This window comes from Streptomyces sp. NPDC051172 (assembly GCF_040682555.1).
Lineage (GTDB): Bacteria > Actinomycetota > Actinomycetes > Streptomycetales > Streptomycetaceae > Streptomyces.
Genome location: NZ_JBFBBE010000182.1, coordinates 1 through 13,587 on the forward strand (window position 1 = coordinate 1; position 13,587 = coordinate 13,587).

General features: G+C 69.6%; 15 protein-coding genes and 1 pseudogene. 5 read left to right on the forward strand and 11 right to left on the reverse strand.

Annotation, left to right across the window (positions count from 1 at the left end):
* Positions 1 to 24: 24 nt before the first annotated feature.
* The gene (locus AB0N07_RS47075; protein WP_365846513.1) at positions 25 to 1,074 is read right to left on the reverse strand and encodes a zinc-dependent alcohol dehydrogenase family protein; all 1,050 of its coding nucleotides are present in this window, start codon (positions 1,072 to 1,074) and stop codon (positions 25 to 27) included.
* A gap of 212 nt (positions 1,075 to 1,286) precedes the next feature.
* Here AB0N07_RS47075 and AB0N07_RS47080 point away from each other — a divergent pair, with 212 nt between their 5' ends.
* Positions 1,287 to 2,168 carry a helix-turn-helix transcriptional regulator gene (locus tag AB0N07_RS47080; RefSeq protein WP_365846515.1) on the forward strand — a complete coding sequence of 294 codons (882 nt, stop codon included), beginning with the start codon at positions 1,287 to 1,289 and terminating at the stop codon, positions 2,166 to 2,168.
* Between the two features lie 618 nt (positions 2,169 to 2,786).
* Entirely contained in the window at positions 2,787 to 3,674 is an 888-nt protein-coding gene (locus tag AB0N07_RS47085; RefSeq protein WP_365846517.1) for a hypothetical protein, read from the forward strand.
* Here the strand turns inward: AB0N07_RS47085 and AB0N07_RS47090 are convergent.
* The 4 genes from AB0N07_RS47090 to AB0N07_RS47105 form a co-directional block, all read right to left on the reverse strand.
* Positions 3,591 to 4,358, reverse strand: coding sequence for a transposase (locus AB0N07_RS47090; RefSeq protein WP_365846519.1), 768 nt, complete (start codon positions 4,356 to 4,358; stop codon positions 3,591 to 3,593). The genes AB0N07_RS47085 and AB0N07_RS47090 overlap by 84 nt on opposite strands.
* 504 nt (positions 4,359 to 4,862) lie before the next feature.
* Positions 4,863 to 5,117: a hypothetical protein gene (locus tag AB0N07_RS47095; RefSeq protein ID WP_365846521.1), complete on the reverse strand. Its 255-nt coding sequence runs from the start codon at positions 5,115 to 5,117 to the stop codon at positions 4,863 to 4,865.
* A gap of 3 nt (positions 5,118 to 5,120) precedes the next feature.
* Positions 5,121 to 5,693 carry a transposase gene (locus tag AB0N07_RS47100; protein ID WP_365846523.1) on the reverse strand — a complete coding sequence of 191 codons (573 nt, stop codon included), beginning with the start codon at positions 5,691 to 5,693 and terminating at the stop codon, positions 5,121 to 5,123.
* Positions 5,694 to 5,981: 288 nt separating this feature from the next.
* Positions 5,982 to 6,185 carry a cold-shock protein gene (locus tag AB0N07_RS47105; RefSeq protein WP_020120296.1) on the reverse strand — a complete coding sequence of 68 codons (204 nt, stop codon included), beginning with the start codon at positions 6,183 to 6,185 and terminating at the stop codon, positions 5,982 to 5,984.
* A 429-nt stretch (positions 6,186 to 6,614) separates the two neighbouring features.
* Between AB0N07_RS47105 and AB0N07_RS47110 the strand changes: the two genes are divergently transcribed.
* Positions 6,615 to 6,818 carry a hypothetical protein gene (locus AB0N07_RS47110; protein ID WP_365846525.1) on the forward strand — a complete coding sequence of 68 codons (204 nt, stop codon included), beginning with the start codon at positions 6,615 to 6,617 and terminating at the stop codon, positions 6,816 to 6,818.
* 215 nt (positions 6,819 to 7,033) lie between these two features.
* Here AB0N07_RS47110 and AB0N07_RS47115 read toward each other — a convergent pair whose 3' ends face one another.
* From AB0N07_RS47115 to lysA, 4 genes and pseudogenes are all read right to left on the reverse strand, one after another.
* Entirely contained in the window at positions 7,034 to 7,165 is a 132-nt protein-coding gene (locus AB0N07_RS47115; protein WP_365846527.1) for a hypothetical protein, read from the reverse strand.
* Between the two features lie 50 nt (positions 7,166 to 7,215).
* Positions 7,216 to 9,171 carry a potassium transporter Kup gene (locus AB0N07_RS47120; RefSeq protein ID WP_365846529.1) on the reverse strand — a complete coding sequence of 652 codons (1,956 nt, stop codon included), beginning with the start codon at positions 9,169 to 9,171 and terminating at the stop codon, positions 7,216 to 7,218.
* Between the two features lie 193 nt (positions 9,172 to 9,364).
* A complete protein-coding gene (locus AB0N07_RS47125; protein ID WP_365846531.1) occupies positions 9,365 to 9,904 on the reverse strand; it encodes a DUF1707 domain-containing protein in 540 nt (179 codons plus the stop codon).
* A gap of 67 nt (positions 9,905 to 9,971) precedes the next feature.
* Positions 9,972 to 11,304: pseudogene (lysA, locus tag AB0N07_RS47130) on the reverse strand (diaminopimelate decarboxylase).
* Positions 11,305 to 11,388: 84 nt separating this feature from the next.
* Between lysA and AB0N07_RS47135 the strand changes: the two are divergent.
* Positions 11,389 to 11,883 carry a hypothetical protein gene (locus AB0N07_RS47135; protein WP_365846533.1) on the forward strand — a complete coding sequence of 165 codons (495 nt, stop codon included), beginning with the start codon at positions 11,389 to 11,391 and terminating at the stop codon, positions 11,881 to 11,883.
* A gap of 73 nt (positions 11,884 to 11,956) precedes the next feature.
* On the forward strand, positions 11,957 to 12,790 hold the full coding sequence (locus AB0N07_RS47140; protein WP_365846535.1) for a transposase family protein: 834 nt from the start codon (positions 11,957 to 11,959) through the stop codon (positions 12,788 to 12,790).
* A 68-nt stretch (positions 12,791 to 12,858) separates the two neighbouring features.
* Here AB0N07_RS47140 and AB0N07_RS47145 read toward each other — a convergent pair whose 3' ends face one another.
* Together AB0N07_RS47145 and AB0N07_RS47150 are read right to left on the reverse strand one after the other, a co-directional pair.
* The gene (locus tag AB0N07_RS47145; protein ID WP_365846537.1) at positions 12,859 to 13,002 is read right to left on the reverse strand and encodes a hypothetical protein; all 144 of its coding nucleotides are present in this window, start codon (positions 13,000 to 13,002) and stop codon (positions 12,859 to 12,861) included.
* Positions 13,003 to 13,015: 13 nt separating this feature from the next.
* A complete protein-coding gene (locus tag AB0N07_RS47150) occupies positions 13,016 to 13,351 on the reverse strand; it encodes an SAV_915 family protein (RefSeq protein WP_365846539.1) in 336 nt (111 codons plus the stop codon).
* Between the last annotated feature and the right edge of the window lie 236 nt (positions 13,352 to 13,587).

Genomic DNA, 13,587 nt, shown 5'->3' on the forward strand with positions numbered 1-13,587 from the left:
TCTACCAGCGGTCCCGTTCGTCATTCACCGCAGGGCCAGCACGCCCACCCGCGCCTGGACAGCGCCCCAGCCAGCCTTAACTTCCCGGCCTTGGTCCATGGCCCTGTAGCCCTCGGCGACCTGGTCCAGGGGCAGGATGACGTCGAAGACCTTGCCCGGGTCGATCGCGCCGGTCAGGACCCGGTCAATGAGGTCGGGCAGGTAACGGCGTACGGGGGCGGGGCCGCCGCGCAGGCCGACGTGGGAGAAGAACAGCTCCTGCCCGTCGATGGCGACCTCATGGGGGACGCCGACAAAGCCGACGTTGCCACCGGGCCGGGCCGAGTGCAGGGCCTGGCTCATGGCCTCGGCGGTGCCGACGCACTCCAGGACAGAGTCGGCGCCGATCCCGTTCGTCATCTCCTTGATCCTCTCGACGCCCTCCTCACCGCGCTCGGTGACGATGTCGGTGGCGCCGAACTCCCGGGCGAGCTTCTGCCGCATCTCGTGCCGCGACATGGTGATGATCCGCTCCGCGCCCATCTCCTTGGCCGCGATCACGCCGCACAGACCGACCGCGCCGTCGCCGACGACCACGGCGGTCGTACCGGGCTTCACCTCGGCGGCGTCGGCAGCCCACCAGCCGGTGCCCATGACGTCGGACACGGCCAGCAGACCGGGCCAGAACTTCTCGTCCGGCACCTCATCGGTGGCGACCAGGGTTCCCTGGGCGTTGGGGATGCGGATGTATTCGGCCTGACAGGTGGACATGAACTCGCGGTTCAGGCAGTTCGACTGGAAGCCGTTCTTGCAGTTCGCGCAGGTGTTGTCGGAGGTCGCGAAGGAGCCGACGACGAACTGGCCCGGCTTCACCGAGGTGACTGCGGAGCCGACCTCCTCCACGAAGCCGACGTACTCGTGACCCATCGGGTGCGGGTCACCGATCGGCTCGACACCGCGGTAGGGCCACAGGTCCGAGCCGCACACGCAGGTCACGGCCGTGCGGATGACGGCGTCGGTCGGCTTGAAGAGCTTCGCGTCCTCCACGGTTTCGAAGCGGACGTCGCCGGGGGCGTAGATGATTGCTCCGCGCATGGGAGAGGTTCCTTTGCTTGCCGAGGCGTGCGATCCCGGATGCCGGGGCCGTCGCCGAGTGCAGGGCCAGGTGCAAGATCCCGTCGTGACGACCGGGCGGAAAGCACCACGTCATCCAGGTAATCCGCTCTTCGCACCCGTAGCGAGACACCATCAAGGGGTGTACTGCCAGTACATCCCTGTGGACACGGGCGGGACGTACCGTCGAAAGCGTGGACAACCGAGCAGAGGTCCGCGAGTTCCTCACCTCGCGGCGAGCGAAGATCACCCCCGAGCAGGCCGGCCTGCCCTCCGGGAACCGCCGACGCGTGCCGGGCCTGCGCCGCAGCGAGGTCGCCGCCCTGGCCGATGTGAGCGTGGAGTACTACGCGAAGCTCGAGCGCGGCAACCTCGCCGGCGCCTCCCCTGCCGTACTCGAAGCCGTCGCCCGCGCCCTCCAGCTCGACGACGCCGAGCGCGCCCATCTGCTCAACCTGGCTCAGGCCGCGGACGGCTCCGACGCACTCACCCGGCCCAGTCGCCGCACCACCCGGACCTGGACCGCGCACCGGAGCCTGCAGTGGGTCCTGGACGCCGTCACCGCGGGCCCGGCCTTCGTCCGCAACGGCCGCATGGACCTCCTCGCCACCAACCAGCTCGCTCGCGCCTTCTACGACGACGTCTACGCCACGGCCGGCAACCACGCCAACCTGGCCCGCTTCCAGTTCCTCGACCCCGCCTCCCGCCGCTTCTACCCCGACTGGGACCAGGCCGCCGACATCGCCGTCGCCATCCTGCGCACCGAAGCCGGACGCAACCCCTACGACAAAGATCTCCACGACCTCGTCGGCGAGCTCTCCACCCGCAGCGACGACTTCCGCACCCGCTGGGGCGCCCACAACGTCCGCCACCACGGCACCGGCACCAAACGCTTCCACCACCACTCCGTCGGCGACCTCACCCTCGCCTACGAAGGCCTGGAAATGGCCGCCGAACCCGGCCTCACCCTCACCATCTACACCGCCGAACCCGGCTTACGCTCCGAAGAAGGCCTACGCCTGCTCGCCTCATGGGCGGCCACACCCCAGCCCCTCACACCACACTCCGGCGCCTGACACCGCGCGCCAGAGCAGTGGGCCTCCCACCACTCTGTGGAACCTGATCGGGATGAGCTGGGCGCTGTCCTGCGCGCCGGGACTGTAAGACGTTCGGTGTAACTCCCGATCATGGAAGATGCATCGATGACCAGTGAGAACGTGTCCGAGCCCGAGGGTGCCGAGTCCACAAGCGCGGTGTCGGGAAGGCCGTTGACGACCAGTTGATCGACGAGCTGGTGCGTCAACGCGCGGATCCGGCGCGGGGTCAAGGAGCGCGGACACCTCCCCAACGAGCAGGCCGCGTTGAAGTGCGTCTACATGGCGATCATGTCGCTCGATCCCTCCGGCCGCCTGGACATCCGCAAGATCCCGGCCCGCCCGGAGCCCGTCGCGCGTCACGCCTCGACCTGGGGCGGCGCCTTGTCGACGGGCGCATCGTCGACCAGAGCGTTTCGCGGTCGCGTACCACGGATGGATTCACCCCTCGGCCGGGAGAGAACTGGTTGCAGGGCGGTAGCCCCCGGAGCCGCTCTCCGATAACGTACCGACCAGACGGTACGAATGGGTGCGCCCCACACGCCGTCGTGTGCTCGATGAACAGCAACGCTTCATCCGCCACAGGACGGCCATCCCCTCATGACGCAGAACACGGACCGCGCCAGCCTGGCCCTCGCACGCCAGACCTGGAGAACTCTTGAGCCCTACCACGGGGCTGTCTACTTCTCGCCCGAATCCACGGCCCAGTACGCCGAGTTGGGCGTGGACGCCAGGACGGGGTACTTCGCGTCCCGCTCCGCCGCACTCGGCGCCGCTCCGGCGGATCTGGTCATCGCGACGTTCTACAACTTCAATCCCCAACTGGTGCGCCGAGCCATACCCGCGGCATGGGAGGCCGCGCCGCCGCAGCGGTTCACCGCCGCCCGGCTCGCCGGGATCGACGCCACGCTCCGCCGCGTCCTCGGCGCGGACATCTCCTCACCGGCGCTGGCCCGCGCAGCGGAACTGGCCCGTACCGCTGCTGAAGTGGCCGTGCGCCAGCCACAAGGCCGCCCCCTCTTCGCCGCGCACGCCGCACTGCCGTGGCCGAGCACACCCCACCTCGTGCTCTGGCACGCGCAGACTCTGCTGCGGGAGTTCCGTGGCGACGGCCACGTGGCAGCACTGCTGGCTGCCGGACTGAGCGGGCTCGAGGCTCTCGTCACCCACGCCGCCACAGGCGACATCGGCGCAGAGGTGCTGCGCGACTCGCGGGCATGGACGCCGGAGCAGTGGGGGCAGGCCGTACAGAACCTGCGTGAGCGCGGATGGCTCGACGATGGACCCCACCTGACCTTGACCGAGGACGGTACGCGGCGCAGGGCGGAGATCGAGCACACCACCGACCAACTGGCGGCCCTCCCCTACATCACGCTCGGCCCTTCCGCCTGCGCCGAACTCCGTTCACTGGTGAGGCCGTTCAGCCTTGCGGTGGCCAAGGAGCTCCTGCCCTGGGCAGTCGACCGCCTCAGCGAAGAGAGCGTCTGAGGCAAGAGAGCGAGGTCGGGAATTCTCGGCAGCGGCCCATCCCGACGCCCCTCGAAGCCGCCGAGCCGTTCCGGATTGTACCCCACCGTGATCAGCAGAGCGACCGCCGTGTCCGGACCGAGCCAGCAGGCCCAGCGTGATCCGGGCGGCTTGCACCACCGACTCCTCCCCGGCATCCTCGCGACTGCTCACACCGGTGAACTGCGCACAGGTGCGGAAGAGTTCAGCAGTGCCCAGTCCGGCCGGTTCCTCCCGCAAGACGGGATCGGCAGTGACGAGGACGGCCTTGAGCTGGTTGATGGCCTGCGTGCGGGCTCTGACGGCCGACACTTTCGTGAGTTTGTACATTCTCGCGATCTGCACCGACCCGTCGCCCGTTTTCGCCCGGGCACGGGCCCGCCCGCTCAAAACGGATCGCGCCGCGTTCTGGGCATCCAGCGGATCCGACTTGCCGCGCCGACGACGATCCACCCGGTCCACCCGATTCACGTCAAACACGTCCACACCCTGGGCCAGCAGATGGCGGGACAACGACGCTCCGTAGGAGCCTGTCCCCTCCACCCCGGCCCGTCTCACGGTTCCCCACTTCCTGGCGCGCTTCAGCAGATCGCGGTAGCCGGCCGCGGTGGCCGGGAACTCATCGGTAGCAAGGACCGCTCCCGACACGGAAAGCACCGCAGCCATGTGAACATCCCAGTACGTATCCACTCCCAAAACCACTTCCCCCGCAGGGCGGCGACGGGTTCGCGGACACGACGACGTACTGGACACCGTCGAACCGGACATGCCCGTTCCCCTCCATCCGGTCCGACGACATGTCGCGTTGCCGGTACCGGGCCGCGTCGGACGGTCAGAATCGTGAGGACGCCACAACGATCGACAGGCCCCTATCGGGACACACCCCGCCGGCCCGGCCCCGACAACGCACCATCCCCGACCACCGGCCGACACCGTGACAGGGGGACACTTCGGTCAGAGAAGTCATGAGTCAGACCTTGGGCCTGGGACAGCACCCGCCCGTCCTCCCGCCTCCCATCTCGCTACCGCTCAGAAACTGCTGGACATGCTCAATCCCCGTCACACAACACCCCGAACCTGATCCCAGCCGAGCACAACAGCACACGAAGGCGAGCGGCGCGATCAGGGTCGCCAGCCGCAAGAGCGGCGACCCGGCGCCGACGTCGTCGACTACCGCACCGATCGCCATGAACTGGTCCTCCAGGTCCAGAAGCACGCGCCAGAGCGCACCGTGTCCTCACAGACGCCCGAGTGCCGGGTGCCCGCAGCGCGCAACCCGGTCGTCGCGGCCGTACGGGCGGTCCGGCAGCGCGGACGGCCCGCGGCGAGTTCGTCGATCTGCGCGCAAAACCGTTCCGCGGCCGTGCCGAGCTCCCGCTCACGCGCGTCGACCGCCTCCAGAAGCGGTGTGACCTGGACGTCCACGGGTCACCCGCGCCAGCTGGGCGTGGTCTGGCCGGTGAGCCGGCGCGCTATCACGTCGATCACGGCCCGGCGCACCCTGTACTCCGAGGACTTCGGCTTGCTCTCGCAGTCCCGCATGAGCCGCCGGAACAGCATGAGGATGCCGAGCGTCTGCTCCACGATCCACCTCTTGGCCTGCGGGACGAAGCCGCTGCCCTTGCCGGAGGGGTTGCGCTCGGCCTCGACGTCGATGCCGACCGTGCTGCCGCGCTCGGCGACAGTCTTCATGAAACCTTGATCCACCAGGGCTTTCTCGATGGTGCCGATGGGGGCCACCTGGCCGAGCAAGGCGATGCCGAAGGCGTTGTCGTCGGCGCTTGCGGCCAGCACGGTCACGGCGATGACCAGGCGGAGGACGTCGACCACCAGTCCGCGCTTGCGACCGGGCACCTTCTTGGCCGCGTCCTTCCCAGTCGTGGCCGCGGGCACGTTCACCGCAGCGTGGACGCTCTGTGTGTCGATCACGACCAAGCTCGGATCCTCCGCCCGACCGACCTTGTCGCGGACCTGCCAGCACAGGAGGTCGTTGATCTTCACGTCCGTGCCGTCGTCTCGCCAGGCCGCGAAATGGGGCGGTGATGTGCGCGCCGGCCGGGGCGGTGGGGGGTGAGCCTCGGCTGGACACCGGGGTGTGCCGCGCTGACGGCGGGGCGCGCCGCCGTGCCGGGAGCGGCCGGCGCATCAGCGGTTCCGCTCGCTGTTCCTGACAGTGGCTCATGGGGACCCACCGAGGCGCCGATCGGCTCCTGCCCGCTGACCACTCCGACAGACAGTCAGGCCCGGCGTCCCGAAGCCGGGATGCCGGGCCCTTACCTAGGCGCGCGATCAGACGGGGCGGATGTTCTCAGCCTGCGGGCCCTTCTGGCCCTGCGTAACGTCGAACTCGACCTTCTGGCCCTCCTGCAGCTCGCGGAAGCCCTGGGCGGCGATGTTGGAGTAGTGGGCGAAGACGTCGGGGCCGCCGCCCTCCTGCTCGATGAAGCCGAAGCCCTTCTCGCTGTTGAACCACTTCACAGTGCCCTTGGCCATGACTGTCTCCTTCGAGGGAAACCGAGCGTGCACCCTGCACGCACGGGAGGTGATCGCCCTGGTCCGGAGAGGCGCTGAACAGCAAGAACGCCCGTGATGGCGATCACGGACGAACGGAACTTCGGAACCACGACTGCTGACTCACAACGCTATAACGACGTGGCGGCAGCGGCTAGCGATAACGCGCCAGCATCAGGATCCGTTCCGTCGGCGCGCCCGGCACGTTCATCCCGCGACCGGGCTTTTGTCTGCGCCTTGTCGGCGAAGAGCGGGTGGCCGCGGAACGTGTTCACCAAGGCCGCGGACAGCCCGGGTGAGCCGGAGTCGTGGTTGCGGCCCGCTGCGCGGTCGGCCACTCCAGCGCATCGTGTCGGTCCTGGAACCGCCCCCGTCCCGCCCGCCTGGGGCCCCGCCCGCGCTGCGGGCGCCATGCTCGGCATCCTCGGCCGCCGCGGCCCGCTCGCCTCCGCCGGCCCGGTGCCACGCTGCGTTGCCGCGCTCCTCGCCTCGCCGCTGGGGCGCCACCCGGTCCTCACCGTGGCAATTGCAGCGGTCCTGACCGTCGCCACGTTCGCCACCGCCGAGGCCGCTCACGACCTCCACCTCCTGCTGCGGACGGTCGGCGCTTGGTAGTGGCCCTTCACCGGAATGAGCCCCGGCGTGGGCCCACACTGAGGGCCGACCGTGCCGATCTTCCTGGCGCTCCCCCTGAGCCCCGCCTACCAGTGAGCACTTTCGGACCACCGCCGCGGTCCAGGGAGCCGCCGACCAAGGCACTGTCCGGCTCCCCGTGACCAGCAGCATCCGTCGACGGCATGGTGAGGTCCCGAACAGCTCGTGCGGGCGAGCTACTCCTCGCTCTGTTCGGGGGCTGGACAAGGCGGGTGGGCGTCGCGGATCTCGCGGCCCAGGCCGACGGCGAAGCTCTTGCCGGGGCCGCGCCAGCCGCCGCGGTGCCGGGTGACCGCGGCTTCAGGCACAACGGCCGGCTTGTGACGCCGACCAGGCATCCGCGAGGTGACGGGTGCGGTCACACCTCGATGTGGGAGCCCATGATGACCGTGCGGTCGCCGGGCAGGCCGAAGTACTCGGCGGCGTCGGCCGTGATGTAGGACGTGGCGATGAACAGGCGTTTGCGCCACGGGGCCATCGTCGGGGCCTTGCCGCGGCGCAGCTCGATCTTCGACAGGAAGTAGGACGCCTGGTCGAGGTCCAACGGCCCCTCCGTGTCGGCCGGTTCGAGCATCGCCAGGCAGGCGGGCACGTCCGGTGTCTCCATGTAGCCGTACCGGGCCGTGACATGCACGATGCCGTCGTCGGCGAAGCCGAGGCTGTCGACGACGAGGCGCTGGTCGGCCGGGACACGGGGCAGGGGCTCGGTCTCGATGGACAGGATCACGACCTGCTCGTGCCGTACGTGGTTGTGCTCGACGTTGGCCCGCATGGCCAGCGGCGCGGTCTCCCGGCCCCGGTTGAGGAAGACGGCCGTGCCGGGGATCCGGACCGTCGACACCGCCCCGGACCGCAGATCGCCGATGAACTCGGGCAGCGGGCCCTCGTGCCGCGCCCGTTCCGCCGTGACGATTCTGCGACCGCGCTGCCAGGTCGTCATGACGGTGAACACGGTCAGACCGATCAGCAGCGGCAGCCATGCGCCGTGGACGAACTTGGTCATGTTGGCCGCCACGAACAGCAGGTCCACGAAGAGCAGCACGCCGGCGCCGACGGCGACCAGCCAGGTCGGCGTCCCCCACTTCGCGCGGGCGACGTAGAAGAACAGCAGCGTGGTGATCGTGATGGTGCCGGTGACCGCCATGCCGAACGCGAAGGCCAGCGCGGCCGAGCTGCGGAAGGCGAAGACCAGGGTGAGGACCGAGACCATCAGCAGCCAGTTGACCCAGGGGACGTAGATCTGGCCGATGGTGGACTCGGAGGTGTGCGCGACCCGCAGCCGCGGCAAGTAGCCGAGCTGCGCGGCCTGCGAGGTGACCGAGTACGCGCCGGTGATCACCGCCTGAGAGGCGATCACCGTGGCGGCGGTGGCCAGCAGGATCATCGGCCACCGTCCCCAGTCCGGCACGAGCAGGAAGAACGGGCTGCTGATGTTCTTCGGGTCGCCGAGGATCAGTGCGCCCTGGCCCAGGTAGCTCAGGATGCAGGCCGGGAAGACGAGGAACAGCCAGCCACGGGTGATGGCCCGGCGGCCGAAGTGCCCCATGTCGGCGTAGAGCGCCTCGGCGCCGGTGACCGCGAGCACGACCGCCGCCAGGGCGAAGAAGGCCGTGCCGAAGTGGCCGAAGAGAAAGCTCAGGGCGTACGTCGGGGACAGCGCCCTGAGGATGCCCGGGTGCTCGGCGATGCCCTTCACGCCGCACGCGCCGATCGCCACGAACCAGGCGATCATGACCGGCCCGAACACCCGGCCGACCGCTGCGGTGCCCCGCCGCTGCACCAGGAACAGGACCACGATGATCACCGCGGTGATGGGCACGACCGCACTGTCCAGGGACGGCTCGACCACCTTGAGCCCCTCGACCGCCGACAGCACCGAGATCGCCGGGGTGATCATGCTGTCGCCGAAGAACAGCGACGCGCCGAAGATGCCCAGCCCGGCCAGGATCGCGGCGGTCCGCTTGCCTCGCTGCGAGGACCATCGGCGCAGGAGGGTGATCAGGGCCATGATGCCGCCCTCACCGTCGTTGTCGGCGCGCATCGCCAGCAGCACGTACGTGACCGTCACGATGATCATGACCGACCAGAACACCAGCGAGACCACGCCGTACACGTTCTGCGTGGACACCGGGACGGGGTGCGGGTCGCCGGGGTTGAACACGGTCTGGAGGGTGTAGATCGGGCTGGTTCCGATGTCGCCGAAGACGACGCCGAGCGCGCCGATCACCACCGCGAGCCGCACCGAGTCGCGGGCCAGCTGCTTGTGAGCTTCCGGCGGCCCTGCCGACGCGGTCTCCTGCCGACTGTCGGCCATGGTGGTCCTCCTCCTCGCGGGCCGCCGTGCCGCAGGCCCCGTGCATCAGTGCGGACATTACCGATGCACCGGTCCGGTTGCCGGTGGAGCGTGCCACGAGGAGGGGCTCGGCGCGGGTCGGTACCTTGCGCCGGTGACCCGCGAGGACACGGCTCGGGGCTGGACCGAAAGGCTCAAGGCACCGAGGCTCACGTCACCGCCGCTTCTCTATGACCTTCGCGTGCAGGAGCGTGCCGACGAGCTCGATGCGCAGGCGCGGATCGGCGACGTGGCTCTTGGAGCGGAGCTTCACCTTGGCGTAGGTGCTGCTGAGCCCGTCGTTGTCGATCACGATGTCCTGCGCGCCGACGATGCACAGCTTGCTGTGCACCATTTCCGCCTCGATCCGCAGGACCTCCGAGGTGATCACCGCGTGGGTGAAGTCGAAGGTGACGCGGGAGTGCTGCGAGCGCACCTCGATGCGCGCGGGTACGTACCAGCGTCCCTCCCGTACGTACCTGCCGCCGTGCTGCTCGACCACGAGGACGTCCTTGGCCTTCGCCATGGGCGTGACCGGCAGGTCGGCTGTGAGTTCTGCCAACTCGCCGAGCGTCCGGGCCGACAGCGCGCTCTCCAGTCGGCTGTCGAGTTCCTCGGCACTGAGCCGGCCATCGCCGGCGGCGACGCGCAGCACATCCACCACGCGGTCGCGATCCTCGTGCGATGCCCGCAGGCCGGGCTGCTCGTTGGACATGCCGACCACGGTAACAGCGCCGGGGCGAGTGCGAACCACCAGGCCATGACGCCGCTTTGGGACGGCCCTACAGGCCCACGTCGCGGCTGCGGATGTCGTCCAGGGACTCCCGGCGTACGAGGAGCCGGGCGCGGCCGTCGCGTACGGCGGCGACGGGTGGGCGGCCGACGAGGTTGTATCCGGAGGCCATGGAGAGGTGGTAGGCGCCGGCGGCGGGGACGGCGAGCAGGTCTCCGGGGCGTACGTCCGCGGGGAGTTCGACGTCGGCGGCGAGCACGTCCCCGGCCTCGCAGTGCCGGCCGACGACGGTGACGGGGGCCCGGTCGGTGGTGGTGTGGCGGCCGATGAGGCGGGGTGCGTAGTGCACTCCGTAGAGGGCCGGGCGGGGGTTGTCGCTCATGCCGCCGTCGACGGCGACGTAGGTGCGACCGCCGGTGTGCTTGACGGCTAGCACTCGGTACAGGGCGATGCCCGCCGGTCCGGCGATGGTTCGTCCCGGCTCGATGATCAGGTGGGGCACGGGCAGCCCGGCCGCCGCGCACGCCTCGGCCAGCTCGGTGCGGACCTTGCGGGCGAGGGTGGTGAGGTCCAGGGCCGGTTCGCCGGGGCGGTAGGCGATGCCGTGGCCGCCGCCGAGGTCGAGCTCGGGCAGGACGAGGCCGTGCTGCTCGTGCAGGCGGGCCATGAGGCCCACCATGCGCCGCACGGCGGCCAGATACGGCTTGACGCTGGTGATCTGCGAGCCCAAGTGGCAGTGCAGTCCGGTGAGTTCGAGCTGCGGCTGGTCAAGTATCCGGGCGATCGCGTGCTGGGCGTACCCGTCGGAGATGCTGAGACCGAACTTCTGGTCCTCGGTGCCGGTGCGGATCTTCTCGTGGCCGCCGGCACTGATCCCGGGCACAACACGGACCATGACCTTCTGGTGCCCCTGGGGTCCAACGGCGGCGGCCAGCCGGGCGATCTCCGACGGACTGTCGATGACGATACGGCCCACGCCCAGGCGCAGCGCCGATTCCAGGTCGCGCGGGGACTTGGCGTTGCCGTGCAACACGATCCGCTCGGGCGGGAAGCCGCTCATGACCGCCAGCTCCAGCTCGCCGGCCGAGCAGACGTCGAGCCCGAGGCCCTCCTCGTCCATCCAGTGGATCATCGCGCGGCACAGGAACGCCTTGGCCGCGTACAGGATCTCGGTGTCGGGGAAGGCGTTGCGATAAGTGCGGCAGCGGTCGCGGACCTCGGCCTCGTCAAGGACGTAGACGGGTGTGCCGAAGCGGTCGGCGATCTCGGCGAGCGGTACGCCGCCCACTGAGACTCCGCCAAGCTCGTTTCCGCAGTTCAGTGGGGCTGGTGTGATGCGCGGGTGAGGTCCTCGCGCTGGCAGGTGGGGTGATCGTTAGCACGAGATCGTCCGGCGCGGGCGTTCTCGCGGGTTCTGGCGTGAGGTTCGGGGCTGCCGCGTAGGTTCCGCGTCGGGAGGGATGTTCATGACAGACGTGCTGACGTGGACGATCGGGCGGCGGCTTGAGCTGGCGAAACGTGCTGAGCTGCTGCGTAAGGAGCTGGGCGAACTCGAGCTGGAGGTGGCCCGGTTGGAGGCCGCCGAGGTGGTGTTCGGGCAGTGGGCCGAGGCCATCGACGGTGGACGGCGACCGTCGGGCATCGTGTCGCCGGAGCCGGAGCCGGAGCCGGAGCCGGAGCCGGAGCCGGTCGCTGGGACGGTGGGCCCGGGTGCGGGCGGGATGCGTGTGGTGCCCGATCGTGTCGAGGGGATGGGGCTTCAGGTCCTGACCTCGGAGTACCGGCGGATCATGGAGATCGTGGCCGGGTCGGACGGTCCGGTGATGGCCAAGGACGTTGCCGTCGGACTGGGCCGGGAGACGACGCCGGGGAAGATCGAGCCGGTCCGGGGTCAGCTGCGCAAACTCTCCGACCGGGGCTGGCTCGTCCGCACCGCATCGGGCCGCTACCGGCCATGCTGACCAGCGGTGTTGGCGGCCGGACGGGCCGATTCCTGCCGTAACGCGAGGGCGCCCGGCGGGAGTTGGTTGATGTGTGACGAAAAAACAGCCCGCCGAGGGCGCTCAGGATGTTGTCTACCAGGTCCGCCTCCCGCTGTCGAAGCGGACCATCGACCTCGTCGCCGGCCTGATACGCCGGCGCCGGAACCAGATGCGCTCGCCCTGGCGCAAGGCCGAACCCGGTAAGCAGGCCGTCATCGTGCTCGCCGTCCTGCGTCACGACCAGCGCCTGGCCGACATGGCCGGCGGCAACGGCGTCGGGGAGTCCACCGTCCGCCGCTGGGTGAAGGAAGTCGTCACGTTGTTGGCCGCCCGCGCCCCGCGCATGGACCGGGCGTTGAAGAAGATCGCTCGCAGCGGCGGGGTCGTGGTTCTCCTCGACGGCACCCTGATCCGCACCCACCGCCGCACCGGGAAGGACGACCGGAAGAACTACTCGGGCAAGCGTAAGGCCCATGGCCTGCTGTTTCTCGCGCTGACCGACGAGAAGGGCAACCTGATCTGGATCTCCGCGGCCAGGCCCGGCCGGTCCAGCGAGATCACCACCGCCCGCCACAACAAGATCACCGAACACCTGCGGGAAGCCGGCCTCGGCGCCCTGACCGACCTCGGCTTCGTCGGCCTCGACGACAAACCCGACAACGACCCGGTGATCATCACCGGCCGCAAGGCCACCCGCAACCACCAGCTGACCGCCGCCGAGAAGGAAGCGAACCGCCTGGTCAGCCGCGAACGCGCCGCCAACGAACACGGCTTCGCGAACCTCAAGAACTGGCGGACCCTGACCAAGCTCCGCACCGACACCCGGCAGGCCACCACGCTCCTGCGGGCCCTGCTCGTCCTGGCGAACAGCGAAGTACAGCGGTAACGAGACGGGGCGGACGATCTCGCCCCGATGATCAGGCCACCTGCCAGCGTGAGGGCCTCATCGACACCTCACACCAGCCCCACTGAACTGCGGAAACGAACTTGGCGGAGGCTCACTGCCAGGTCGCCCGGCCGGAGCTCGGTGGTGGACGCAGGCCAGACCGAAAGGTCGCCGTCGACGGTGGTGACGGAACTGTCGTGAACGGTGGTCATGATGGCCTCCCTCTCAGCCGACGCGTACAGCGAACGCGGGAACGACGGGGTTCACCGGACCGGCCGCCCGGGCCGTGAACTGGGGGTCCACGGTGACGGTGGTGAAGCCGAGCGGTTCGGTCAGCGCGCGCAGAGCCGGCTCGGCGAGCCTGATCCACGCCTGCCCGGGGCTGAGCGTGGCGATCAGCCGGTTCTCGGAGGTGATGCCGAGGGCCGTGCGGTCGCCGAGAGGGGCGCGGAAGATACGCGTCACACACCCCGAGAATCCCGGCCGGACGGGAACGAACAGGGGATCGGCCGGGAACCGATCAGAGGGTTCCGGGTCTTCGCCGCACAGGATCTCTGCCATGGGATGCCTCCGGATACCGGGGCCCGAGTGGGTCCCCGGTCGGTCGTGTCAGGTTGCTTGACGACCCCTAACGCGGGGAGGCGGAACGGGGCTCGCCGCTGACGCTATGCCCGCCGGGCGTGGTGTTCCGCCGGCTCATGACGCAAGGCCGGGAAGTTAAGGATCTTCTGGTCGGTGTCGAGCGTGTCGGGTCAGCAGGCGAGGGCGTAGGTGGCGGGGCCGGTCTTGTGGATCAG